The organism is Gordonia sp. NPDC127522 (assembly GCF_042672305.1).
Classification (GTDB): Bacteria; Actinomycetota; Actinomycetes; order Mycobacteriales; family Mycobacteriaceae; genus Gordonia; species Gordonia hongkongensis.
Genome location: NZ_JBHXVK010000021.1, coordinates 22,095 through 45,317, shown reverse-complemented (window position 1 = coordinate 45,317; position 23,223 = coordinate 22,095). Strand labels below are relative to the sequence as shown.

The following is a 23,223-nucleotide window of genomic DNA, read 5'->3' as shown; positions in this document are numbered from 1 at the left end:
CGCCTCAGCCGCAGAGTGCTCCGACGGCGTCATGGTCGTGGGTGGGGATCACGCGCACGGTGTGGCGGGCCAGGTGGAGGCGGTGCAGCGTCGCGAACGCCGCGTCGCGGTCGTCGTCGACGAATTCGCCGGGGATGCTCGGCTTCTGGCGCAGGCGCGCCACCTGCTCGAAGTGCCAGGCCGCATCGCCGGCGAGCAGGACCGGGCCGGAGGACGTTCGGGCCAGGACGCCGACGCTCCCGGGGGTGTGCCCGCCGAGGTCGACGACGACCACGGAGCCGTCGCCGAACAGGTCGTGGCTCGCGACGAATGTGGACACGGGCGGGCCGTCGAGTTCGTAGTCGAGGATCGGTCGGCCGTCGGTCAGAGCCGCCCGCACCCCGCCGACCGGTGGTCGCGTGCCCGCCAGTATCCATTCGCGTTCGGGCCGAGGTAGCCACACCGGCAGGCCGGGCAGGTCCAGCAGGCCGCACACGTGATCCCAGTGAGCGTGCGTCGGCAGGGCGAAGTCGGGGGAGCGGTGCAGCGGCCGCAGCTCGAGACCGTCGGCGGTGCTGACCGTCGACCGCGGCGGGGTGATCAGCGGGCGCAAGATCGTCGGCAATTCGGGCAGGACGCGGTGGTGGGCGTCGCGGCAGAAGCCGGGATCGACCAAGAACGTGGCCTCGGGGTGCTCGACCACGAAGGTCGTCATCGCCGACGACGCGCGACGCAGGGTACGAGCTCCCTCGACGAGGCCGGCGAGCGGCACCTGTCGCGCAACCTGGGGCAGGGCGCGCACCCGGACGGTCACCTCGCCGGCGGGGAGCCCGGCGTCCTCGATGGCGTCGATGAGTCGCCGGTCCGGCGGGCGCGGCCGGAACGCGCCGCGCACGGCGAGCGCACCCGTGCGCAGCATCTCGGCCGGCGCCGGGCCCGGCTGGCGAAAGGTGGCCACCGCGTATTCCTACCCCGACCGCTAGGTGTGCGCGCCGATTCCGGGTAAGCGGATGTCATGTGTAGTTCACCGAGGAGAGGTTTTGGGTACCACTCCGCCGTCGTTCAATGGTCCTGGCCCCGCGGAGGGCCTGCTGTCCTCCCAACGGGCTACAACGGAACACAATGTGTAACGACGCGCTAGGGTCCAACGACCTACTCATCGACCCCCGACGTCTGACGAGAGGTACCGGAATGGTCGTCGAAGAGCTCGTACACCAGGACCGTCGGGCGGGCCGTCGCTGACATGCACCCGACCCTCAACTGGTTCGCGGCGACTCTCAGACAGCCGCTGAGTTTTCCCGTGCCTCGTCCTCGACCCGGCAGCACCTGAACCCGTGGCGCCGAGGGAGAGCGACGCCACCGCGAATGCGGATGATGGGGGCGGGGGAGAATCGCAGGTCCTGCGCGACCTGCTGGCTCTGGTGGCCGCAGGGGACCGAGCGGCATTCACGCGCTTCTACGACCTGACCAGTTCGCGGATCTACGGTCTGGCCGTCCGGGTGGTGCGTGATCGGCACTACGCCGAGGAGATCGTCCAGGAGGCATACCTGCAGTACTGGCAGCGGGCCGCCGACTACGACCCGACCCGCGGATCGGTGATCACGTGGATGATGACGATCGCGCACCGGCGCGCCGTCGACCGGGTCCGTACCGAGGACATGCAGACCGAGCGGTTGTCGGAGTACGGCGTCCGGGCCGCCGAGCCCGAGATGACGCAGGATCTTCCGCTCGAAGCGGTGCTGCGGTCGGTGGAGGTGAGCGCAGTGCACACCTGCCTCGGACATCTCACGGAACTGCAACGAGGAAGCCTCGAGATGTCGTACTTCGGAGGACTCACCTATCCCGAGGTGGCGGCGCGCACCGACACACCCCTGCCCACCACGAAATCCCGCATCCGGGACGGCCTGAGACGGCTGCGGAGCTGCCTGGACGCGCAGGACGACCGCTGACGGATCGGCTGTGAGCGCGTCATGCCGTCCGGCGACGCCGCGCCATCCGCGCGGGCACACTGGACGCGTGCAACAGACGACACCCGACGCGGGTCTGGATTCACCCGGTGAGTTCGTGACGGTCGGGGAGCATCGGCTCCACGTGCTCGACGAGGGTTCGGGACCGCCGCTGCTGCTCATGGCGGCGCTCGGGAGCAACTGGTTCGACCTCGATCCGCTGGTCGCGCGGCTCGTCTCGTCGTGGCGGGTCATGCGGTACGACCGCCCGGGCTACGGACTGTCCGATCCCATCGGTCGCCGTCACCATCCCTCGCTGCTGGGCGAGGTGGAGCGGATGGCCGCGGTGCTCGACGCTCGGGGTATCACCGAACCGGTTGTCGCCGTAGGTCATTCGCTGGCGTCGCTGTATGTGGAGGCGTTCGCACGCCGATATCCCGAGCGGACCGCAGGCGTCGTCATCCTCGACGGGTCGTTCGTCCTGGTGCCGTGGCGGATCGTCCCGCTGTCGTTCCGGGTGGGCAACGCCCATCGGGTGGTCGGTGCGGCGCGCGCGGTGACGAGCCGCGTCGGGATTCGTCGCTGGCCGAGTTTCCAGGTGTGGAGCCGCGTCGTGCCCGCGCCACCGGAGGGTCGAGGCGAGCAGCAGCGCCGATGGAGTACGCGCGTCTTCGGACAGCCGCCCTACCTCCTGGCCCTTCTCGTCGAGAACGCCGCGTTCGGGTCGATGAACCAGACGTTGCGGAGTCTGCGACGGTCCGAGCCGATGCCGGACGTCCCGGTGATCGTCGTCGTGGCGTCGTCCAGGCTCCCGGGGTGGCGCCACTTCTGGGAATGGAAGCAGCGACGGTACGCCGACGTGCTCGGTGCCCGCGAGATCGCGGTACTCCCGAGGGCGCGGCACTTCCTCGTGTCGGAGCGCCCGGACGACGTCGCCGAGATCATCGGCGGGGTGCGGCCCATCCCTACCCGCGAGTAACCAGCTACTTGCGGTTACACCTAAACTGTTCGGCATGAGCGAGCTGACCTTCACCCCGACGGCCGACCTCGTCGACGAGATCGGCGCCGACGTCCGTAGCTGCGACACCCAGTTCACGCAGTTCGGCGGAAACCGGGAGTTCGTCGGGCGTGTGTCGACGGTCAAGTGCTTCCAAGACAACGCCCTGCTGAAGTCGGTTCTGGGTGAATCCAACCCCGACGGGGTGCTCGTCGTCGACGGCGACGCGTCGGTCCACACCGCACTGGTCGGAGACCTCATCGCCGAGCTCGGCCGCTCCAACGGCTGGGTGGGGATCATCGTCAACGGCGCCATACGCGACGCCAAGACCATCGGCGGGATGGCGATCGGGGTCAAGGCCCTGGGTACCAACCCGCGCAAGTCGACCAAGACCGGCGCCGGTGAACGCGACGTCCCGCTGACCATCGGCGGCGAGACGTTCACCCCCGGCGACATCGTCTACTCCGACGACGACGGCATCGTGCTCGTCGCCGCAGGAGACAACCAGTAGAGCCCCGACCGCAGACCACGATCGACATCGAAGACCGGACACCCGCACAGCGCTGAGGAGCACCGCCATGCCGAAGCCCACCGCCGACTATTTCGCTCGCCTGGGTGCGCTCGTCGCCATCGACGACGCCGCGAGTCGTCCCACGCGCCCCGTCCTCGAGGCGTTCAGCGGGACGGAGATGGCGACCATCCCGGTCGCCACCGCCGACGATCTCGAGGTGGCGGTCGCCCGGGCCCGCCAGGCGCAGGAAGGATGGGCGGCCCGCACGCCGGCCGACCGCGCCGCGATCATCGACCGCTTCTCCGACCTGGTCCACCGCAACGCGGCGTCGCTGATGGACATCGCGCAGGCCGAGACCGGCAAGGCGCGCATCTACGCGCAAGAAGAGGTCATCGACGTCTCGATCACCGCGCGGCACTACGCGACGAACGGGCCCAAGCTGCTCGCCGATCGCAAGGTCAAGGGCATGCTGCCGGGCGCGACCAGCGTGCGCGTGCGGTACCTGCCCAAGGGTGTGGTCGGCATCATCAGCCCGTGGAACTACCCGCTGACGCTGGCCGTGTCCGATGCGGTGGCCGCCCTGATCGCCGGCAACGGCGTCGTGATCAAGCCGGACAGCCAGACGCCGTACTGCGCGCTGGCCCTGGCCGAATTGCTGTACGAGGCGGGTCTGCCGCGTGAGCTGTACGCCGTGGTGCCTGGACCGGGAAGCGTTGTCGGGCAAGCAATCATGGCCAGCACCGACTACGTGATGTTCACCGGATCCTCGGAGACCGGGGCCACCCTCGCAGAACAGGCCGGGCGTCGGCTCATCGGCTTCTCGGCCGAACTCGGCGGCAAGAACCCGATGGTCGTCACCGCGAGTGCCGACATCGCCAACGCCGTGCGCGGCGCGGCGCGCGCGTCGTACTCCAACTCCGGGCAGCTGTGCATCTCGATCGAACGGATCTACGTCGACAAGAAGATCGCCGACGACTTCGCCGAGCGGTTCGCCGCGTATGTCTCGACGATGAAGCTGTCGGCCTCCTACGATTTCAGCGCCGACATGGGTTCGCTGGCCTCGGCCGCACAGATCGACACCGCCGAAGCGCATGTCGAGGACGCGGTCGCCAAGGGCGCGAAGGTGCTCGCCGGCGGCAAGCGTCGCGCGGACCTGGGCCCCTTCTTCTTCGAGCCGACGGTCCTCACCGACGTCACCGACGACATGGTGTGCTTCGCGAACGAGACCTTCGGACCGGTCGTCTCGATCTACCCGGTGGACTCCACCGACGAGGCGATCAAGCTCGCCAACGACACCGACTACGGCCTCAACGCCAGCGTCTTCGCCGGCAGCAGCGCCGAGGCGCAGCAGGTCGCCGAACAACTGCGCGCCGGGACGGTGAACATCAACGAGGGTTACGCCGCCGCATGGGCGTCGACGGCGGCCCCGATGGGCGGCATGGGTATCTCCGGCATGGGACGCCGCCACGGTGACGAGGGCCTCCTGAAGTACACCGAGCCGCAGACCATCGCCGAGCAGCGTTTCATCGGCATCGATCGCATGCCGGTGGTCCCGACGAGCATCTACCGCGCCATCACACCGACCGCCGTCCGCGCGTTGAAGTACCTGCCGGGGCGCTGAGAACCCCTCGTCCGAAGGAACCCGTTGTGCTCGGAGCGAGCCCGACCACTGCTCCCTGAGGAGGCCGGAGCTTGCGGAGGCCGTCACGAAGGGTCCTGGTGAGATGCGTCGCCAAACCCTTCGTGGCTCGTCGCTTGCGCTCCTCGCACCTCAGGGAGCAATGGTTGTGTCGTTCTTCCGGATCGGAGAGCACGAGTCACGCGGGAAGACGCCAGATGTCCTGCCCGATCGGTGTGAGCGTGGTTACGGTAGGCCCTGTGACCCGGAGCCCCCGCCTGCGCAGAGACCCCGTAACCCGATCCCGTCGGACGCGTCTGGGGGTGCTGACCGCGGCCGTCTCGGCTGCGCTCGTCGGCGCCCTGGTGTCCGCGCCCGTCGCCGACGCGGCACCCGGGCTGCGGGTGACGACCGTCGCCGACGGACTGAGCATCCCGTGGGGCGTCGTCGTCGCTCCCGACGGAACGGTGCTGACCGGCGAACGCTCGGGCCGGTTCGTCGCGGTGCGGCCCGGTGGGCAGCGCGTGAACGTGCGCGCCGACCTGTCGCGCATCTTCGCGCAGGGCGAGTCCGGGCTGATGGGTCTCGCCATCGATCCGCGGTTCGAACAGACCCGCCGCGTGTACTCATGCCAGGCGGAGTCGACCGTGCCCGGCGCGCCCGGGGTCCCGGGATCGTTGTCGAACATCCCCATCGAGTTCCCGCAGACCGGTCAGACCATCCAGGTCGTGTCCTGGCGGGTGGGCGCCGACTGGACTCAGATGGCCCGCGAACGAACTGTGCTGAGCGGCATTCCGGTCAACGCGTCGGGTCGGCACGGCGGCTGCGGTCTGGCGGCCACCGGCGACAGCCTCTGGGTCGGTACCGGTGACAACGCCACCCCGTGGATTCCGCAATCGCGGACGTCCATGGGCGGCAAGGTGCTGCACATCAACCTCGACGGCACCCCGGCCCCGGGTAACCCGAACCCGCGCAGTCCGATCTACAGCCTCGGGCATCGCAACGTACAGGGCGTGGCGGTCCAGCCCGGCACCGGTCGCGTGTACGCCATCGAGCAGGGCACGAGCCGCGACGACGAGCTGAATCGCATCGTCGCCGGGGGCAACTACGGCTACAAGCCCGATCGCACACCGATCATCTACGACGAATCGGTGCCGATGACTGATCCGGTACGGGTCCCAGGCGCGATCGGTCCGGTCTGGAGTTCGGGCAACGAGACGATCGCTCTGCCGGGAATCGCATTCCTGCCCGAAACCGGTTGGGGCGCATACAACGGCGGCGTCGTGTTGGCGGCGCTCAAGGGCAAACGACTGGTGTTCCTGAAGCTCTCCGACGACGGCCGGCGGGTGGTGTCGGAGACGCAGGCGTTGCAGGGCGCGCACGGCCGCTTGCGTGGCGTGGCCGTCGCGCCCGACGGTTCGCTGGTCCTGACGACCAGCGAAGGCGAGGGCTCGGACCGTATCCTGCGCGTGCGCTCGGACGGCTGATCGTGTGTGACGACGCGATCGTCGAGCACGTCCACGACGAAGCCCGTCGGATGTCTCGTCGCACGGCGCTGCGCGTGGCGGCCGGTGTGGCAACCGGGATCTCGGCATCGGTGGCGGCAGGCACCGGGCTGGCGGCTCCGTCACGCGGAGCGCCGGGTCGCGCGCCGGCGGGCCGGGTCGTCGACCTCACGCACACGTTGTCGCCGTCGTTCCCGGTGTGGCCGGGCAACTCGCCGATGGTGACGGTTCCGACGTCCCGTGTGCGAGGGCGTGATTCGGGCTTCTCGACGAACTGGGTCTCGTTCGCCGAACACACCGGCACCCACGTCGATGCGCCGGCGCACAAGATCGGCGGCGGGATCACCGTCGACCGTATCGACCCGGCCGACCTCGTCGCGCCGCTCGTGGTCATCAGCATCGAGTCCAGGGCACGCCGAGACCGACGTGCCGAGTTGACCGAACGCGATGTCGCCGACTGGGAGTCGAGGAACGGTCCGATCCCGCGGGGCGCGCTGATCGCGCTGCACACCGGGTGGCAACCACGAACCGGCGGTGCAGATGCCGCCGGCTTCTCACCGGCCGCGGTCGGGATGCTCGTGGCCGAGAGGGGCGCCGTGGCCATCGGGACCGACACGCTCAGCGTCGACGTCCGCGGGGCCACCGGTGCCCACACGGTGATCCTCGGCAGTGGGCGCTACGCGGTCGAGGCCATGGCGAACCTGGAAGCCGTTCCGGCCCATGGCTCGACCGTGATAGTCGGCGCACCGAAGTTCGCCGGTGGTACCGGCGGTCCGGCGCGCGTGATCGCCATGGTGTGAATCGGACACAGAAAGGTCATCGATGACGACGCGCATCACCCGGTTCGACCGCGGACCCCACACCTTCGACGTCACCGACGAAGGTCCGATCGACGGTGAACCGATCGTGCTGTTGCACGGGTTCCCCCAGCGGGCCTCGTGCTGGGAACTGGTCGCGGAAATCCTGCACGACAACGGGTTCAGGACCCTCGCGCCGGACCAGCGTGGGTACTCGCCCGGTGCTCGCCCCGCACGCCGACGGGACTACGTGCAGAGCGAACTGACCGCGGACGTGCTCGCCCTGCTCGACGCCGCAGGCCTCGAACGAGCCCACGTCGTCGGCCACGACTGGGGCGCACTCGTCGGGTGGGCGGTCGCCGCGCACCATCCCGAGCGGGTGAAGACGCTGACCGCCCTGTCTGTTCCGCACCCAGGGGCCTTCCTGCGCTCGATGCGCCACGGACAGATCTTCCGGTCCTGGTACATGGCCGCCTTCCAGATTCCGGTCCTGCCCGAGAAGTTCCTCGGCTGGGCGATGCGAACACAACCGGACTTCGGGGAGCGGATGGGACTTCCGCAACCGTTCGCGTCGCGGATCACCCGTGAGATCGGTGAGTACGGCGCCCTCCCCGGCGCGCTGGGTTGGTATCGCGCGATGCCGCTCCCCGACAAGCGATCCGCGCCCCGGCCGGTCCGCGTCCCGACCACGTTCGTGTGGGGCGACGCCGACCCGGCCATCGGCGAGAACGCGGCCCGCCTGTGTTCGGGGTGGGTCGACGCGAAGTACGAGTTCATCGCGTTGCGCGGCGCCGACCATTGGCTGCCGGAAGCGCACGCCGACGACGTTGTCGCCGCGGTTCTCGACCGGGTCGGCGATCTCGCCCCGGCGAACGGGTCGACCACCGCCCCGTCGACGGCGGGACCGTCAGCGCAGGACTCGGCGTAACACGACGAAGACGATCAGCGCGACCACAGCTGCGAGCCCGGCATACGCGGGCGTGAGATTGGTGGTCGGGGGTTCGGTGGGCGAACCCGATCGCAACTGCGCGAAAGTCGCACGGGCGGCGTCTGATTCGGCGACCACATCGACCGGCGGGTGTGTGGGCGCGGGCGTGGGATCGGCGGGCGCGGGGGCCGAGGACGCGGTCGGGGCCGGCTTCGGGGAGTGCGTCACCGGCGGCTCGGGGGGCGACGCCGGGGTCGTGGCCGACGACACCTGGGGCGCTTCGGGTTCCGGGGTCGGAGTCGGCGGATCCACTGGCTCCGGGGCGGGCGGCGCCGACTTCGGCGGCGCCTTCTTGGCCGGTGCCTTCTTGGCTGCCGACTTCTTCGCCGGTGCGGCCCCGGCGGCCTTTTTCGCGGGGCTCTTCTTGGCCGGTGCCTTTTTCGCGGGGCTCTTCTTCGCCGCCTTCTTCGGCGGGAGCTTGTCGCCGCCGGATTCCGCGGCCGCCGTCTCCGGCGAGGCCTTCTTCGCTACCGGCGCGGCGGGTGCGGCGTCGGGTACGGAGGCGGACTCTTCCGGTGCGGCAATCGGGAACAGCGCCTGCTCGTCTTGGTTCGACTCACCGGCGGACGGCGTGGCGTTCGGATCCGGCTCGGTCATACGGCGCTCCCTCGCAAGTGTCCGGCAGGCGCCCGGCAACTGCTGCGCCGCGCGACACGTTCGCACCCATCCTAATGGTGTGCCCCGGAACCGGGCACCGGCGACCGGATCCCGCAGCCTGTTCCACACGTGCCGCTGATCGCTCGCCGATATCACCCAAGCGGCCGCCCACCGGCACGGCGAGGACCCGGCTCGGACCGTGGGTCAGGAACGGACCCCGAGCCGCGCGAGGATGTCGGCGTCGACGGCTTCGAGTTCGTCGGCGATGGACTTGTGGGCGGTGCGGCGCTGACCGGCCGACATCGTCTCGGCGGTCTGCACCGCGATGTCCAGATTGTCGAGGCGCTTGGTCATCGCCGCGACGAAATCCGTGGAGTCGGAGCTGGTGTCCTGCGCGACGACCTTCTCCAGTGCCGTACGGGTGGTCGCGATCCGCGCGGACAGGGTCGCTCCGTGACCGCTGAACTGGCGCAACACCTCCGGTGAGACCCCCGCGCGGTTCGCCTGCAGTGTGGAGAGCTGTTCGCGTCCGGCGACCGCGGCCCGGTAGACGACGGGTGCGGCGATCGGTGCCACGAGCCGGGCGACGGTGAGGTAGCGCTTCACGCTGGCCGGGCTGAGAGCCTTCGCGTCGGCGGCGGCCTGCGCCTCGACGGCGAACTTCTTCGCCTCGGCCTTGCTCACCTTCGTCTGGGACTTGGCGAGCTGCTTGGCGGTCTTGCGCTCGGCCTTCATCTCCTTCTGGAAGTACTTGTGCTCGTTCTTGCGCCGGGCCTTTTGTTCCTTGCGCCGCGACTTGGCGTCGAACTTGGCCTCCAGCTTGGCTTTCGCCTTGAGAGCCTTGGCCTCTGCCTTGCGCTGAGCACGAGTCGTACCGTCGGAGGAGAACAATCCCATCGAATGCCCTTTCGCTGCTGCCGAGAAGACCGCAGTCGACCCCCGGCCTGCTCTCGTTCCGCTCCCGGCGCCGGTGTCGACCGGCTCGCTCGATCGCGTCCGGCGCCGCACTTCGTGGCCCCGCTCGCTTCGCTCCCGACGTCAGGCGCGCGTGATAACAAGTACAAGCATGACATGTGGTTGTATCCGACCACGTGTCCGTCCGTTCGAGCCCGGAAAGGGATGGCGTGGTCCCTGTCGTGTTGTCGCCGCGCGACCTCGCCGGTTGCGAGCACCGGGTCGCCCTCGACTTCGCGCACGACAGACGTCCCGCCGACGAACCCGATCCGCCTGGCGTGCAGCGTCGCAAGGAGGCCGCGGCCGACCATCGAGCGGCGATCCGCGAGCTGCTCCGCGGGGTACACAGCGATCAGCCGGGCGCGTTCGTGGTCGTCGACGCCGATGCGAGCACCGCTGAGCGCGTCGCGGCCACGCTGCGTGCCTGCGACGCCGGGGCGTCGTGGATCTGGAACGCGACCCTGCCGACCGACCGGGAGCACGGGCGCCGTGGCCATTCCGAACTGCTGGTGCGGGTCGGGGACGGCTACACACCGGTCATCGTCGTCAATCACCGGGTCAGCCAGCCGGCGAAATCGACGCCGGAACCGGACGGGCGTGCGCCCAGCCTGGTGACCAGTCCGTTCTGGATGTGGGCACCGAGCCCCGACCCGTATCGGACCGGCCGGCCGAACCGACGGGACAACCTCCGGCTGGCTCATCTCACCGCCATGCTCGTGGAGATCGGCAGGGCGTCGTCGACCGACACGACGGAGTTGCGCGGCGGCGTGATCGGCGTGGACGCGGACTGCATCGTCGTCCTGGACACCGGGGCGATGCTCGAGGACTACTCGGCGATCCTCGAGCATCGGCTCGCGGTCGCGGGTGGGAAGGTCCCCACCGAGCCCCGCCGGATCAGCGAATGCCGTTCGTGCCCGTGGTGGGTGCGCTGCGGACCGGAGCTCGAGGAGAAGCGCGACGTCAGTCTCGTGGCGAGTGGCAACCAGGGTTCGGTCCTGATCGATGCCGGGATCACGACGATCGACGAACTGGCCGCACAGCGCGGGGCCCCACCGGAGGGCTGGCCGGGCGGCGTCCGGTTCGGCGACGCGATCATCAACGCGATCGCCTGGCTCACCGGCACCGAACTCGTCCGGCGCGTCGACTCGCCGCGGGTCCACCGCGCCGACATCGAGATCGACGTCGACATGGAGAGCTACGGCGAGCACGGGGCGTATCTGTGGGGGACACTGCGCACCGACACCACCGATCCTGCGGTCGCCGTCGAGTACCGCCCGTTCGTCACCTGGGACCCGCTGCCCACGCGCGACGAAGCGCGGTCGTTCGCCGAATTCTGGGGATGGCTCATGGCCGAACGCGCCGCCGCCCGCGAGGCCGGGAAGACGTTCGCGGCCTACTGCTACTCCCAGCAGGCGGAGAACCGATGGCTGCTGGGGTCGGCCGACCGCTTCGCCGGCGAGCCGGGCATCCCGGCGCGCGCCGAGGTCCAGGCCTTCATCGCATCCTCGGAATGGGTGGACATCTACGAGGCGGTCGGCGAGAACTTCATCTGCCCGCGGGGCAAGGGTTTGAAACGAGTGGCGCCGGTAGCCGGGTTCTCGTGGCGCGACGACGACGCGAGCGGCGAGGCGTCGATGGAGTGGTACCGGGCGGCTGTCGCGCTCGGGGGCGGGCGCCCCGACGACGGGCAGCGCCGGCGACTTCTCGAATACAACGAAGACGATGTCCGTGCCACAAAAGTGTTGCGCGAGTGGATGACCGACGGCGCGGCCGCGCAGGTGCCCCACGAGCGGGATCTGCTTGACCGGTTCCGGGCGAGCTGACGAACTCAGCCGAACCGCTGGGTCGAACGTCTCGCCGCCGCGTGTCAGGGACGCATCGAGCGCAACGAGTCGAGGAACGACCCGCTGCCGAGCAGGGCGACGGCGCCGAGCAGCAACAGTGCTCCCGGCGCCACGCCGAGGACGAACTTCCGCACCGACGTCAACGTCGAGTCCTCCGGCACACCGGGCGAGGCCTGCGGCGGATCGACCGGCGGACCCGCTGCACCCGCAACCGTCTGCGAGGTGTCGGAGCCGTCGGATTCGACGTCGGTGTCGGGCTGGGGAGAACGACGGTCGGTGTCCGGCTCGCTCGCGGGGCCGGAGTCCGGAGTCGGCCCGGTCGAACCACCTCCACCAGGCGGGGCGACCGTCGGTACGTCGGTGACGGCCGGACCGGTGTTCGGGGGGACCCCGGCCGGGTCGGACCCGCTCACATCGCCATCGGACGCCGAGGAAGCGTCCTCCTCCCGGCGGGTGCCGAGGGACGGGTCGTCACCGTCGCCATCGCGCCCGGATGTGGTCTCGCGCCCGGACGTCGACGGACCCGGATCGTCCGTACTGGTCGTGGTCGTGCTGGTGGTCTCGCTCGTCGTGTCCGACGTCCCCGGCATGGGCGACGATCCACAACCGCAGCCCGTGGGATGGGACGGTGCGGAGGACTCGTCCGTGGTCTCGGGATCGGTGGTCTCGGGATCGGTGGTCTCGGGTTCGGTGGTCCCGGGGTCCGTGGTTTCGGGTTCGGTCGTCTCGGGGTCATCGGTCGCCGAGCCCGCGGGTGTGTCGGTGTCGGTGTCGTCGACCTCGTCCGTGTCATCGGGATCGCTGTCGGAGTCGCTGTCGCTGTCGGAGTCGGAGTCGGAGTCACCCGCCCAGTCGGCGCCGGGCGCATCGGGGCCGGGTGGGGCTGTCGACGCCACCCCGGGAGCGACGACGATGAAGAGGATCGCGGAGAGGACGATCAGAAGGACGGCGAGACCACGCGGCTTGGCACGGGCGCCGCGGGGGGTCGGGAGACGGTGGCTCATCGTTCGTCAGGCGTACAGTCGAGGGGGTGAAACACCGTCGCTGACACCATGCGGCGGATCGACGCGCACCGCGGGCCGAACCCGAATGTTCATCTGACGGATCCGCGTCGGCAACCCATGACCCCCATGAATGTGAAGAACGCCACACTAACGATCGTTACACCATCTTCACAGGTGATACGCGCAGAGCGCGGCGGTCCGGTACTTTCTGATCGTACCGACCGTTGCAACGGCCGTGTACAGCGGGCTTTAATGCTTGCAAATTCAAATTTTGCGTTTCGGAGAAGATTGTCATGACTTCAGGAGGGGCGGAGAAGCCTATGGGCGACACCGGACGCACCGACTCCGATCGTTCGAGGACGACGGACGCGGATGCTCTCGACCCCGGGCTGTTCGCCCGGCGGCTCGAGGAACTGTTCCGGACGGTTCCTGGTCCGAACGGTAGGGCGTACAGCGCGAAGGCGATCGCGGCGCGATCGACCGAGCGGGGGTTCCGACTCGGCGAGTCGTATCTGAGCCAACTGCGATCGGGGAAGGCCAAGTCTCCCTCGTTCCGCACGGTGGAGGGCATCGCGGCCGCTTTCGGGGTCGACGTGCACTACTTTCTCGAGGATCGGGCCGCGCAGCGTACCCGCGACGAGATCGATCTGATGCGGTTGCAGGCCGACACGAACGTCCAGCTGGCGGCCTTCCGCCTGGCCGGGTTGTCGAGTGATTCGGTCACGGTGGTGAACGAGCTGATCAAGGTGCTGCGCGAGCAGCAGGGTCTGCCCAAGGATCCGCCGGACGTGATCGCGGCCGGCTTGAGCGACACCAAGCCGTCGGCCGATTCGCGGCTTCGCGTCGTCGGAGACCACAGCGACGACTGACCGCCGGTGAGGCGTTCGCGGAGCCATTCGTTCCGGACCGAGGGGTGTCGGCCCGGACAGGCCAGCGAAGTCGATCGCTGCGGGTGGATTCCGGCGTGGTGCGCGCTCGTGATTCGATGAGCTCATGCGTCGATCCGAGCGCGCGTTGCGCGCGTTGTGCCGCGCCGAGCTGAAGGGGCTCGATCTCGATCTGCCCCTCGACGTGGCTCAACTCTGTGAGCGGTACGGTGACCGTCGCGGCCGGCCCATCCGGTTGATCGAGCATGCCTTGCCCGCGGGGGTTCCCAACGGCATCTGGCTGGCCGCGACCGACGCGGACTACTTCTTCCACCAGGCCCACACCTCACGCTTGCACCGCAACCAGATCGTCGTCCACGAGTTCGGCCATCTGATCGCCGGCCACCAGATCCTTGGTGAGGCCTCGGCGGCGGGGATCGCCGCCCTGACGCAGGACGAGTCGGCAGCCGCGCTCCGGCGCACGTGCTACTCCGACGACGCCGAGTGGGAAGCCGAGATGCTCGCCTCGTTGATTCTCGGCTGGGCCGAGGACGCCGGCACCGGCGTCGGGAGCACCGCGTCGCACGGCGAACTGCGTGGACTCCAGAAACTGTTGGGGGGTCATCGCGGATGGCTGTGACATGCCGGTCGGTTGCGGCACCGGGAAGAATGTGAGTCCCTGTTGGGCGTGATCACTGTCGCGGGCGGGGGCCCGACGGTCAATCTACTGGCCTCCGGGGTGGACGTCGGGATCGGCGCGGTCAACGCCGTCGCCGCGGGCGTCTTCGCCCTCGCGTTCTGTTGGCGCCTCGATCAGATCCGCCGTGCGGGATGGGGGTTGCAGCCGCTGGCGATGATGATCGCCGTGGCGGCGCTGACCCTCGCATTCGTCGTCGTCGACGACTCGGTCGCCGACGTGCTCAACGAGGTCGGTTCCACCGGCCTGTCGAGGGTGGCGTTCTACGCGCTCCTCGCGATCGGGGTCGCGGCGCTCGTGGTGGTGTTCTTCTTCCCCGGGAAGGTCACGCGCGAACGCCGGGCCGGATGGGAGGCGTTGCCCCTCGTCGTGGCACTCGTCGGGCTGCAGGTGACCATGCTGGTCATCCCGGTCGAGATCCGGACCGCGACCATCGACGAATGGACCGTCCAGAACTGGGGTTTCGCGCTGTTCATGCTGATCGCCAGCGGTTACCTCGCCTACGGCTTCGTCGCCTGCGTCAACAGCGTCCGCAAGTTCTATGCGACGGCGGACGGTTATCTCCGTGTGTCCCTTGGCCTTCTGATGACGGGTCTGACGTGTCTCGCGGTCGGCGCGGTCTGTCAGATCGTGTTCGTGATCGTGTCCGCGACGAACGTCGTCCGGTCGCCGTGGCTTCTGACGACGAATCGGGCCGTCGCCATCGTCGGCGTCGTCACGTTCCTGATGGGGATCAGTTATCCGATGGTCTACGCGCGGGTTCAGTCGGTCGCGGCCAACCGGCGTCGTCGACGCCTCGACGCCGAACTCGTGCCCCTGTGGCGACTGGTGACCGACGCGGTCCCCGAAGTGGTGCTACCGGATGCCGGCCGGCTGACGCCGACCACCCGATTGCATCGGCGCGTCGTCGAGACCCGAGACGCGTTGACGCAGTTGAGTCCTCGGGTCCCGGCGGTGTTCGGGTATGCCGAACCCGAGGTGCAGGCGCGGCTGTTGCGGTCGGCCGTCACCGAGCATGATCCCCGCGACGGGGGCGGCCCGGTCCGGGATCTCGCCCCGGCGGACGGCGACGGCCTCGAAGCCGACGCCGCTCCGCTGCTCAGGCTGGCCCGTGCGCTCGACGCCGTAGAGGTCGTCGAGGAGCCGGCCGACCGGTGACCCGCCGGCCGGCCCCCGAACAATCGAAGCCGCCTCAGATGAAACCCGCGAGTCGCCTCGGACTAGCGCGGCGCCATCCGGATCGCGCCGTCCATGCGGATGGTCTCACCGTTGAGATAGTTGTGCGCGACGATGAACTCGGCGAGTTGTGCATACTCGTCGGGCTCGCCGAGCCGCTGCGGGAACGGGATGGCCTCGGCGAGTGTCTTCTGGAACTCGGGGGTGACGCCCGCCAGCATCGGAGTGCTGATGGTTCCGGGGGCGATGGTGCAGACCCGCACACCGATGCGCGCGAGATCGCGAGCCGCCGAGATGGTCATCGCGTGCACGCCGCCCTTCGACGCCGCGTAGGCGATCTGGCCGATCTGGCCTTCGAACGCGGCCACCGACGCGGTGTTGATGATGACGCCGCGCTGGCCGTCGCCGTCGATGGTGGACTCCTCCTGCATGCGGTTGGCGGCCAGCCGCATGACGTTGAAGGTGCCGATCAGGTTGATGTCGATGACCTTGCGGAAGAGGTCGAGTTCATGCGGCCCGTTCTTGCCGAGAATCCGTGCGGCCCAACCGACGCCGGCGCAGTTGACCGCGACGCGCAGCGGCGCACCGGATTCGGCGATGGTGTCGATCGCGGCCTGGACCTGTGCTTCGTCGGTGACGTCGGCGGGGACCAGCGTGACGCCGTCGGTGGGTGCGGCCTTGTCGATCGAGGCCTGCAGGTCGAGGCCGAAGACCTGGGCGCCGGCTGCGGCGAAACGCCGTGCGGTGGCCGCACCGAGGCCGGAGGCCCCGCCGGTGACCAGTACGGAAGCGCCTGAAACGTCCATGTGTGAGGTGATCCTTTCGCGGTACCCGACCCGTTCTCCTGCCGGCCGCGCCGCCGTCGTCGGCGACGCCGCTCCGGCTCGTGCTGCAGTTTCACGATAGTCAGACGGCTCGCGCCGTCGGCGAAAGACCCCCTGATTTACCGAACGAGCGCTCGGACGCTCTCGTCGGAACGGAGGCGGTTCTCCCGGCGGATCAGCACGATACCGATCCCGGTGATGATCACGACCGCACTGAGCGTGCCGGCGATCACGGGCACCGACGCACCGATCAGACCGTCGGTGATGAGCCAGGCCGCGAACGCGAAGAAGAGAACTGCCGCGCCGATCGCGATGACGCGCTCGGGGAGGTGGCGGCCGAGGAGCACACCCACACCGATGGCGAGTGCGTCGGCGGCGACCATGCCGAGCGTGGACCCGATCCAGACCCCGAGCCAGTCGTTGTCGGTGGCCAGCGTGATGGTCGCGAGCATGGTCTTGTCGCCCAGTTCGGCGAGGAAGAACGCCGACATGACGGCGAAGAACACCGAGGCGCCGACGCGGGTCGCCCGAGTGGACTCCTCGTCGTCGAGCCGGTCTCCGCGCAGCGTCCAGAGGCCGAAGACGAGCATCGCCAGGCCGGCGAGGATCGTCAGGAGCGTGGTGGGTATCGACAGACCGAGGAAGTGGCCGAAGAACACCGAGACCGCGTGCACTGCGGTGGTGGCCACAGTGATCGCGAGGAGGATGACCCACCAGCGATAGCGCAGGGCGTAGGTCATCGCCATCAGCTGTGACTTGTCACCGAGTTCGGCCACGAAGATCACGCCGAAGCTGAGGAGCAGGGCGGCAATCACGGACGCCAGGTTAGTCAGTACTAACTCGCGGACGCAACTCGTCGAAGACCCGTATTCCCGCAGGTAGGGCCATCAAAATCAGATGTTCGGGGACCCGTATCCACGGGGTCGGTGACCCGTCGTGCGGCCTTCGGGCGGCCGCCCCGCCCTACGCTGCGAGAAGCATGGCCAGCACCGCGGTGTCGGGGTCGGCGTTGGGGTCGATACCCACCTGATTGCGGAGGTTGACCACCGTGCCGTCGGCCTCCGCCTCGGCCCATCCCGCCCGGTGTTCGAGCCCGAGTTCGGGGAGTCCGGGTAGCAGCACGCACCCGGAGGCGACTTGTGAACACTCGGGCAGGGAGGGGCGCGTCTGCGACGGGGGATGCAGCATGACCAGCGCCGGCGGATTGTTCAGGAAGCGGCCCGCCTCGACGAAGCTGTCGTCGACGACATTGCCGATCGCGACCATCATCCCGACGGTGTCCGCCTCACCCTGCTCCGGACGCTGCTCGACCACGCCGAAGATCGTCGTCGTGGGCAGGAAACCCGGCCGGCAGGCGATCCGAACCGAGGCCACCAGCGTCTGCGTCCACTCGAGCGTCGACTCCGGCCAGCGGCCCGAGATGAGAATGCCGTTCAGCGTGCCCTCGTGCTGGAACGGTGTGAGGCCGATCGGAATCGATTGCATCATGTCCTCCTCCGACCGGGGCACGACCTCGGGGTGATCCACGGACTGGGGACCGACGGCCGACCCTGGTGAGAAGACCATCCACCGATGACGAGGCGTCGACAACTCGAATCACCGTGTTGTGATGGATCGTTAACATGCGAACGAACGACAGCGGCGGTCGCCGAGCACTGTCCCCGCCGGCGGGGTCGACGACACCAGGCACACTGGACCGGTGAAGAACTCGCCCCCGCTGCGACCCATGGAGTTCGCGTCCGTCGCGATCTTCGGCGGACTGACCGTCGCGGCGGTGGTCATCGCGTCGGTCATCCCACTGGCCCAGGCCGCCGGACTGCTCGCCCCGGTGCCGCTCGCACTCATCGCAGCGCGTACGCGTCCCCGGGCCCTGGTCACCGCCACAGTCGCCACCACCGCGGTGGCGTTCGCGATGGCGGGCACCGGCGCGATGGCCACCGTCCTCGGGTCCGCGCTGGTCGGCGGCCTGGTCGGCGACATCAAGCGCCGGGGCCGGGGGATCGGTGTGCTCGGGGTCGCCACGCTCGTCGCCTCGCCGGTGCTCGGTGGGATCTCCGTGCTGATCCTCCTGATCCTGGTGCCGCTGCGTGAGCTGACGATCGAGGCGATGACCAACTCCATCCACGGCGTCGCGAAGTGGCTGCACGGATGGGGACCGACCGGCGGCGTCGCCGATGGGCTCGACACCATGAGTCGGAGCATCGCCGACGACTGGTGGGTGTGGGTCTGGGTGTCGGGAACCCTCGGCACCGCGATCTCGCTGCTCGTCGCGTGGTGGATCCTCGGTTCCGTCATCAGCAGGCTGCGGGACGTGCCGAGCGAGGACACACTCGACGCCGTCCCGTCGGGGTTCGCCCCGGCCGCGGTGGTCGCCGCGGCCCACGATCCGGGCATCGCGCCGCTTCCGCTGGTCTTCGAACACGTCGGATTCGCCTACGCACCGGAGGCGCGCCCGGTGCTGCACGACATCGACCTGCGGATCGATCCCGGTGAGTTCGTCGCCGTCGTCGGCGCCAACGGTTCCGGGAAATCGACGCTGGCGAAGATCCTGGCCGGGCGTGACCCGTCCACCGGCGTGGTCCACCGGCCGGGCCTGCCCGGTCTGGGCGCGCACGGCGGGACCGCGCTCGTCCTGCAGCGTCCCGAGATACAGATGCTCGGTTCCCGCGTCGCCGACGACGTCGTCTGGGGTCTGCCGCCCGGCGCCGACGTCGATGTCGAGGCACTGCTCGACGAGGTCGGTCTCGCCGGACTCGGTGACCGGGAGACCACGGACCTGTCCGGCGGTCAGCAGCAGCGGCTGGCGATCGCCGCGGCGCTCGCGCGGGATCCGCAGCTCCTCATCGCGGACGAGGTGACGTCGATGGTCGACCCGGAAGGCCGGGGACAATTGCTGGCGCTGCTGGCGGGCCTGCCGGCGCGCCGTGGGATCGCCGTCGTCCTGGTGACGCACCGCGGAAGCGAGGCGGCGGCGGCCGATCGGGTGATCCACCTGGCCGGGGGACGACTCGTGCCGCACGCACCCGACTGGATGCCGGGTCCCGACGCCGACCTGGGCGCGCCGAACCCGCGGCCGTCGCCCCCGCCCGCACCGACCTCGCGGATCGGCGGGCCACTCCTCGTGCTCGACCAGGTGGGTTATGCGCACCTGCCGGGCTCGCCGTGGGAGGTCGTTGCCCTGCAGGACATCTCGCTGACGGTCTACCGCGGCGAGGGACTCCTCGTCGTCGGCGGCAACGGATCGGGCAAGACGACTCTCGCGTGGATCATGGCCGGCCTGCTCCCGCCCGGGACCGGTGCCTGCCGTCTGCTGGACATCCACGAGAAGATCACTCCCGGAGCGGGTTTCGACGCCGGAACGCCGATGACGGAGCGGGTCGGCGCGGTCGGACTCGGATTCCAGCATGCGCGTCTGCAACTGCAGAAGGTCACCGTCGCCGACGAGATCATGGCGGCCGGTGGTGAGAAGGTGGGCACCGCCGAGGTCGCCCGGGTCCTCGAACTCGTCGGGTTGCCGCGCCGGATGGCGGTCACCAAGGTCGACGCGCTGTCGGGCGGACAGATGCGGCGCGTCGTGCTGGCCGGTCTCATCGCGCGCCATCCCGACCTGCTGGTTCTGGACGAGCCGCTGGCCGGACTCGATCCGCCGGCACGCGAGGAGATCGTCGCATTGCTGGCCCGGCTCCGCGCCGACGGGATGACCATCGTGATCATCTCGCACGACTTCGAGTCGTTGGAGTCGGTGTGCACCCGGCGGGTCCGACTGGTCGACGGGCGCCTGCTGCCCGATTCGCAGCAGATGATCGACCAGGCTCCCGGCTGGGACGGAGGAACCCGATGACGATGCGTACCGTCCCGTTGCGGCAGGTGCCCGGCGACTCGTTCGTGCACCGGCTGTGGGCGGGGACCAAACTCGTGATCGTGCTGATCCTCGGGATCATGACCTGGGTGCTGCCGTCGTGGCCGGCGCTGGGCATGGTCGCCGCGGTGGTGGTGATCACCGCCCTCGTCGCGGGAATCCCGTTGGGCGCCATACCTCGTCCGCCGTGGTGGTTCTGGGGTCTGATCGGCATCGGCGTCGCGTTCAATGTGTCGTTCGCCGGCATCCCCGGCGCCCTGGTCTTCCTGCGCGCGATCACCCTGGCACTCGTCCTCGTCGCCAGTTCGATCCTCGTCATCTGGACCACCCCGATGGCCGACGTGGCGCCGGCACTGGCGCGGCTGATGCGCCCGCTGCGGTGGCTCCGGCTGCCCGTCGACGAGTGGGCGGTCGCGATCGCGTTGTGCCTCAGGGGTCTTCCGCTGCTCATCGAGGAGTTGCGCATGCTGCGTGCGGCGCATCGCCTCCGGCCGACGGCCAAGGGCCGCAGCGACCATCCGTCGGCGGAGATGGGGATCATGGATCTGATCACCGCGGCGATGTCGTCGGCGCTCCGACGCAGCGCCGAGATGTCCGAGGCGATCACCGCCCGCGGCGGCACCGGCCGCCTGACCGCCCATCAGGCCGGCCCCGGGCGCGCAGATGTGGTGGCGCTCATCGTCATCGGCGTGGCCTGCGCGGTTGCCATCACGGTCACGCTCGTTCTCTGATGGACGCGTCCCCACCGCTCCCTGAGGAGCGTCCGGAGCTTGCGGAGGGCGCGTCCCCACCGCTCCCTGAGGAGCGTCCGGAGATTGCGGAGGGCGCGTCCCCACCGCTCCCTGAGGAGCGTCCGGAGCTTGCGGGGGGCGCGTCCCCACCGCTCCCTGAGGAGCGTCCGGAGCTTGCGGAGGGCGCGTCCCCACCGCTCCCTGAGGAGCGTCCGGAGCTTGCGGAGGGCGCGTCACGAAGGGTCTTTGGCGAGACGACTTGCGAAGACCCTTCGTGACGCTCGCAAGCTCGCTCCTCAGGGAGCGGAGGGAAAAGCTCGCTCCTAAGGGAGTGGGGGTCGCCAGGCGCAAACAAACAGCGCCGGTCACCCGAAGGTGACCGGCGCTGTTGAGGTTCGGCGAACCGGATCAGGCCGGGACGACCAGGCCGCTCCCCTGGCTCTTCGCGCGGGCGAGACGCTCGTTGGCGTCGGCCCAGTTGACGACGTTCCACCACGCCTTGACGTAGTCGGGCTTGACGTTCTGGTAATCGAGGTAGAAGGCGTGCTCCCACATGTCCAGCATGACTACCGGGATGATCGCGGCGGGGATGTTGCCGCTCTGGTCGGTCAGCTGCAGGATGACGAGCTTGCCGCCGATGGTGTCGTAACCCAGGATCGCCCAGCCCGAACCCTGCAGGGTGGTGGCGGCGGCGGTGAAGTGGGCCTTGAACTTGTCGAAGCCACCGAACTGTTCGGTGAGGGCGGCCGCGAGGTCGCCGTCGGGCTCGCCACCGCCGTTGGGCGACAGGTTCTTCCAGAAGATGGAGTGGTTGGTGTGACCGCCCAGGTGGAACGACAGGGTGGCGGAGAGTCCGTAGACCTTGCCGGCGATGCTGTCGTCGTCGCGGGCCGCGGCCAGCTTCTCCAGGGTGTCGTTGGCGCCCTTGACGTAGGTGGCGTGGTGCTTGCTGTGATGGAGCTCCATGATCCTGCCGGAGATGTGCGGTTCCAGTGCCGCGTAGTCGTAATCGAGATCCGGCAAGGTGTATTCAGCCACGATGTTCCTCTCTGAGGTGCTACTCGTTTCCCTGTCCACGCATGGCTCCGACGACTCGGCCGGGCGCCACGCGAATGCTTCCAGCCTTCCCCACAGCATGGGTGATTGCAACAATCCCGCGCCAAGAAACATCAAGTGCGGTTGAGATGTCAACGACGCGAGAGTGCGTCGGCTGAGAGCTGACCAGGCCGCACCGAGTCGGCTGGGTTCAGATGAGGACGAGCAGGATGAAGACCGCGATGAGCGCGAGAATGGTCAGGGCGCTTGTGCGGCAACTCCTCGCGACGTCGTAGTTGGCGCGTGGAGCGGTCCGACCGAGCCCGGGGGCGCGTCGGAGATCTCCGGTCGCGTGCGTCGCCATCGTCGCCTCTCGTCCCTGGAACGGCTGCACATCCCTGCCGGCGGACGGGCCGCGATGGCGTTCGAGTGATCGGTATCACAGTGCCACGGATGTGACCGCCATCATAAACAGACTCGAACGGTCAGCTCAACTCGTCGTCGCCGGGCCGTATCCGACCGCGCGTAGACTTGGCGCATGTCATGGCTCGACCAGCTCTTCGCCGCCGGTTCACGCAAACAGGATCTCGTCGCCGCCGACGCTGCACTGCCCGGCCGCTCGTCCGAGATCACGGTCCCGGGCGAGCACCTCGTTCTCGGAACGCCTATGCGCGGTCGGGCCGAGTCCGACGGCTCCCACGTACACGGCATCGGACGCTTCGACGTCGGCCTCGACGCGATCGTCCTGGCCGGTGGCTGCTTCTGGGGGATCGAGGAGATCTTCTGGCAGGTCCCAGGTGTGTACACGACCGCGGTCGGATACGCGGGCGGGTACACACCCAACCCGACCTATGAGGAGACCTGCACCGCGCGGACCGGTCACACCGAGTCGGCGCTGGTGGTCTTCGACCCGGCCGTCGTCGATCTCGAAGGTCTGCTGAAGGTCTTCTGGGAGTCGCATGACCCGACGCAGGAGATGCGTCAGGGCAACGACATCGGAACCCAGTACCGGTCAGCCGTGTACGCCCTGACCGACGTGGACCTTGACGTCGTCCGCAGCACCGCCGCAACCTTCCAGACCGCACTCGACGCTGCGGGCGAGGGTGCGATCGCCACCGAGATCAAGCCGCTGGCGCAGGCGGGCGACGGACGGTTCTACTACGCCGAGGACTACCACCAGCAGTATCTGGCGAAGAATCCGCATGGATACCGCTGCCATGCCGCGACCGGTGTCGCCTACCCGGCCTGACGTCGCGGTGCGCCGTCGTACCCATCGGTCGCAGACCCGACGAGAC

The 23,223-nt window shown here is 69.1% G+C and carries 23 protein-coding genes; 14 read left to right on the top strand and 9 right to left on the bottom strand.

Features of this window, described 5'->3' with window-relative positions:
• Positions 1-4: 4 nt before the first annotated feature.
• Positions 5-937, bottom strand: a complete 933-nt coding sequence (locus ACFVHY_RS22070) for an MBL fold metallo-hydrolase (RefSeq protein ID WP_390275460.1) — start codon at positions 935-937, stop codon at positions 5-7.
• A gap of 376 nt (positions 938-1,313) precedes the next feature.
• On the opposite strand from ACFVHY_RS22070, the gene sigK reads away from it, so the two are divergent.
• From sigK to ACFVHY_RS22035, 7 genes are all read left to right on the top strand, one after another.
• Positions 1,314-1,928: an ECF RNA polymerase sigma factor SigK gene (gene sigK / locus ACFVHY_RS22065; protein ID WP_137809842.1), complete on the top strand. Its 615-nt coding sequence runs from the start codon at positions 1,314-1,316 to the stop codon at positions 1,926-1,928.
• A 67-nt stretch (positions 1,929-1,995) separates the two neighbouring features.
• Positions 1,996-2,904, top strand: coding sequence for an alpha/beta fold hydrolase (locus ACFVHY_RS22060; protein WP_390275459.1), 909 nt, complete (start codon positions 1,996-1,998; stop codon positions 2,902-2,904).
• A 34-nt stretch (positions 2,905-2,938) separates the two neighbouring features.
• Positions 2,939-3,433 carry a ribonuclease E activity regulator RraA gene (gene rraA, locus ACFVHY_RS22055; protein WP_390275457.1) on the top strand — a complete coding sequence of 165 codons (495 nt, stop codon included), beginning with the start codon at positions 2,939-2,941 and terminating at the stop codon, positions 3,431-3,433.
• A 67-nt stretch (positions 3,434-3,500) separates the two neighbouring features.
• Positions 3,501-5,054: a succinic semialdehyde dehydrogenase gene (locus tag ACFVHY_RS22050; RefSeq protein ID WP_137809844.1), complete on the top strand. Its 1,554-nt coding sequence runs from the start codon at positions 3,501-3,503 to the stop codon at positions 5,052-5,054.
• 320 nt (positions 5,055-5,374) lie between these two features.
• On the top strand, positions 5,375-6,538 hold the full coding sequence (locus ACFVHY_RS22045) for a PQQ-dependent sugar dehydrogenase (RefSeq protein WP_390275484.1): 1,164 nt from the start codon (positions 5,375-5,377) through the stop codon (positions 6,536-6,538).
• Positions 6,539-6,540: 2 nt separating this feature from the next.
• Positions 6,541-7,356 carry a cyclase family protein gene (locus tag ACFVHY_RS22040; RefSeq protein ID WP_390275456.1) on the top strand — a complete coding sequence of 272 codons (816 nt, stop codon included), beginning with the start codon at positions 6,541-6,543 and terminating at the stop codon, positions 7,354-7,356.
• Between the two features lie 22 nt (positions 7,357-7,378).
• A complete protein-coding gene (locus ACFVHY_RS22035) occupies positions 7,379-8,281 on the top strand; it encodes an alpha/beta fold hydrolase (RefSeq protein ID WP_390275455.1) in 903 nt (300 codons plus the stop codon).
• Here the strand turns inward: ACFVHY_RS22035 and ACFVHY_RS22030 are convergent.
• Together ACFVHY_RS22030 and ACFVHY_RS22025 are read right to left on the bottom strand one after the other, a co-directional pair.
• Positions 8,261-8,938 carry a hypothetical protein gene (locus ACFVHY_RS22030; RefSeq protein WP_390275453.1) on the bottom strand — a complete coding sequence of 226 codons (678 nt, stop codon included), beginning with the start codon at positions 8,936-8,938 and terminating at the stop codon, positions 8,261-8,263. The genes ACFVHY_RS22035 and ACFVHY_RS22030 overlap by 21 nt on opposite strands.
• Positions 8,939-9,142: 204 nt before the next feature.
• Positions 9,143-9,835, bottom strand: coding sequence for a DUF6474 family protein (locus ACFVHY_RS22025; RefSeq protein ID WP_068969999.1), 693 nt, complete (start codon positions 9,833-9,835; stop codon positions 9,143-9,145).
• Positions 9,836-10,062: 227 nt separating this feature from the next.
• Here ACFVHY_RS22025 and ACFVHY_RS22020 point away from each other — a divergent pair, with 227 nt between their 5' ends.
• Positions 10,063-11,715: a TM0106 family RecB-like putative nuclease gene (locus tag ACFVHY_RS22020; protein WP_390275451.1), complete on the top strand. Its 1,653-nt coding sequence runs from the start codon at positions 10,063-10,065 to the stop codon at positions 11,713-11,715.
• A gap of 44 nt (positions 11,716-11,759) precedes the next feature.
• Here ACFVHY_RS22020 and ACFVHY_RS22015 read toward each other — a convergent pair whose 3' ends face one another.
• Complete coding sequence (locus tag ACFVHY_RS22015) at positions 11,760-12,740, bottom strand: hypothetical protein (RefSeq protein WP_390275450.1); 981 nt, start codon at positions 12,738-12,740, stop codon at positions 11,760-11,762.
• A gap of 293 nt (positions 12,741-13,033) precedes the next feature.
• Between ACFVHY_RS22015 and ACFVHY_RS22010 the strand changes: the two genes are divergently transcribed.
• The 3 genes from ACFVHY_RS22010 to ACFVHY_RS22000 all read left to right on the top strand — a co-directional run bounded on the left by ACFVHY_RS22010 (position 13,034) and on the right by ACFVHY_RS22000 (position 15,461).
• The gene (locus ACFVHY_RS22010; RefSeq protein ID WP_058253707.1) at positions 13,034-13,609 is read left to right on the top strand and encodes a helix-turn-helix transcriptional regulator; all 576 of its coding nucleotides are present in this window, start codon (positions 13,034-13,036) and stop codon (positions 13,607-13,609) included.
• Positions 13,610-13,733: 124 nt separating this feature from the next.
• Complete coding sequence (locus ACFVHY_RS22005; RefSeq protein ID WP_058253708.1) at positions 13,734-14,246, top strand: hypothetical protein; 513 nt, start codon at positions 13,734-13,736, stop codon at positions 14,244-14,246.
• A gap of 42 nt (positions 14,247-14,288) precedes the next feature.
• Positions 14,289-15,461, top strand: a complete 1,173-nt coding sequence (locus ACFVHY_RS22000) for an MAB_1171c family putative transporter (RefSeq protein ID WP_390275448.1) — start codon at positions 14,289-14,291, stop codon at positions 15,459-15,461.
• Between the two features lie 62 nt (positions 15,462-15,523).
• Here the strand turns inward: ACFVHY_RS22000 and ACFVHY_RS21995 are convergent, their stop codons facing one another.
• The 3 genes from ACFVHY_RS21995 to ACFVHY_RS21985 form a co-directional block, all read right to left on the bottom strand.
• The gene (locus tag ACFVHY_RS21995; protein ID WP_390275447.1) at positions 15,524-16,285 is read right to left on the bottom strand and encodes an SDR family NAD(P)-dependent oxidoreductase; all 762 of its coding nucleotides are present in this window, start codon (positions 16,283-16,285) and stop codon (positions 15,524-15,526) included.
• A gap of 137 nt (positions 16,286-16,422) precedes the next feature.
• Positions 16,423-17,118 carry a TMEM165/GDT1 family protein gene (locus tag ACFVHY_RS21990; protein WP_390275445.1) on the bottom strand — a complete coding sequence of 232 codons (696 nt, stop codon included), beginning with the start codon at positions 17,116-17,118 and terminating at the stop codon, positions 16,423-16,425.
• 148 nt (positions 17,119-17,266) lie between these two features.
• Positions 17,267-17,788, bottom strand: coding sequence for a hypothetical protein (locus tag ACFVHY_RS21985; RefSeq protein WP_058253731.1), 522 nt, complete (start codon positions 17,786-17,788; stop codon positions 17,267-17,269).
• A gap of 214 nt (positions 17,789-18,002) precedes the next feature.
• Between ACFVHY_RS21985 and ACFVHY_RS21980 the strand changes: the two genes are divergently transcribed.
• Both ACFVHY_RS21980 and ACFVHY_RS21975 read left to right on the top strand, forming a co-directional pair.
• Positions 18,003-20,144, top strand: a complete 2,142-nt coding sequence (locus ACFVHY_RS21980) for an ABC transporter ATP-binding protein (RefSeq protein ID WP_390275444.1) — start codon at positions 18,003-18,005, stop codon at positions 20,142-20,144.
• Positions 20,141-20,893, top strand: a complete 753-nt coding sequence (locus tag ACFVHY_RS21975) for an energy-coupling factor transporter transmembrane protein EcfT (protein WP_211539251.1) — start codon at positions 20,141-20,143, stop codon at positions 20,891-20,893. The genes ACFVHY_RS21980 and ACFVHY_RS21975 overlap by 4 nt, the downstream gene beginning before the upstream one ends.
• 408 nt (positions 20,894-21,301) lie before the next feature.
• On the opposite strand, the gene ACFVHY_RS21970 is transcribed toward ACFVHY_RS21975, so the two are convergent.
• Positions 21,302-21,931 (bottom strand): superoxide dismutase, encoded by a 630-nt coding sequence (locus ACFVHY_RS21970; RefSeq protein WP_004021423.1) that lies wholly within the window; start codon positions 21,929-21,931, stop codon positions 21,302-21,304.
• A gap of 208 nt (positions 21,932-22,139) precedes the next feature.
• Entirely contained in the window at positions 22,140-22,292 is a 153-nt protein-coding gene (locus ACFVHY_RS21965; RefSeq protein ID WP_165629232.1) for a hypothetical protein, read from the bottom strand.
• Positions 22,293-22,466: 174 nt separating this feature from the next.
• Here ACFVHY_RS21965 and msrA point away from each other — a divergent pair, with 174 nt between their 5' ends.
• The gene (gene msrA / locus ACFVHY_RS21960; RefSeq protein WP_390275443.1) at positions 22,467-23,177 is read left to right on the top strand and encodes a peptide-methionine (S)-S-oxide reductase MsrA; all 711 of its coding nucleotides are present in this window, start codon (positions 22,467-22,469) and stop codon (positions 23,175-23,177) included.
• Positions 23,178-23,223: the final 46 nt, after the last annotated feature.

What these genes read in the sequence shown, in the direction of transcription:
- rraA (WP_390275457.1), top strand. Translation starts at nt 2,939, where the DNA reads ATGAGCGAGCTGACCTTCACCCCGACGGCCGACCTCGTCGACGAGATC.
- ACFVHY_RS22050 (WP_137809844.1), top strand. Translation starts at nt 3,501, where the DNA reads ATGCCGAAGCCCACCGCCGACTATTTCGCTCGCCTGGGTGCGCTCGTC.
- ACFVHY_RS22035 (WP_390275455.1), top strand. Translation starts at nt 7,379, where the DNA reads ATGACGACGCGCATCACCCGGTTCGACCGCGGACCCCACACCTTCGAC.
- ACFVHY_RS22030 (WP_390275453.1), bottom strand. Translation starts at nt 8,938, where the DNA reads ATGACCGAGCCGGATCCGAACGCCACGCCGTCCGCCGGTGAGTCGAAC.
- ACFVHY_RS22025 (WP_068969999.1), bottom strand. Translation starts at nt 9,835, where the DNA reads ATGGGATTGTTCTCCTCCGACGGTACGACTCGTGCTCAGCGCAAGGCA.
- ACFVHY_RS22015 (WP_390275450.1), bottom strand. Translation starts at nt 12,740, where the DNA reads ATGAGCCACCGTCTCCCGACCCCCCGCGGCGCCCGTGCCAAGCCGCGT.
- ACFVHY_RS22010 (WP_058253707.1), top strand. Translation starts at nt 13,034, where the DNA reads ATGACTTCAGGAGGGGCGGAGAAGCCTATGGGCGACACCGGACGCACC.
- ACFVHY_RS22005 (WP_058253708.1), top strand. Translation starts at nt 13,734, where the DNA reads ATGCGTCGATCCGAGCGCGCGTTGCGCGCGTTGTGCCGCGCCGAGCTG.
- ACFVHY_RS21995 (WP_390275447.1), bottom strand. Translation starts at nt 16,285, where the DNA reads ATGGACGTTTCAGGCGCTTCCGTACTGGTCACCGGCGGGGCCTCCGGC.
- ACFVHY_RS21985 (WP_058253731.1), bottom strand. Translation starts at nt 17,788, where the DNA reads ATGCAATCGATTCCGATCGGCCTCACACCGTTCCAGCACGAGGGCACG.
- ACFVHY_RS21975 (WP_211539251.1), top strand. Translation starts at nt 20,141, where the DNA reads ATGACGATGCGTACCGTCCCGTTGCGGCAGGTGCCCGGCGACTCGTTC.
- ACFVHY_RS21965 (WP_165629232.1), bottom strand. Translation starts at nt 22,292, where the DNA reads ATGGCGACGCACGCGACCGGAGATCTCCGACGCGCCCCCGGGCTCGGT.
- msrA (WP_390275443.1), top strand. Translation starts at nt 22,467, where the DNA reads ATGTCATGGCTCGACCAGCTCTTCGCCGCCGGTTCACGCAAACAGGAT.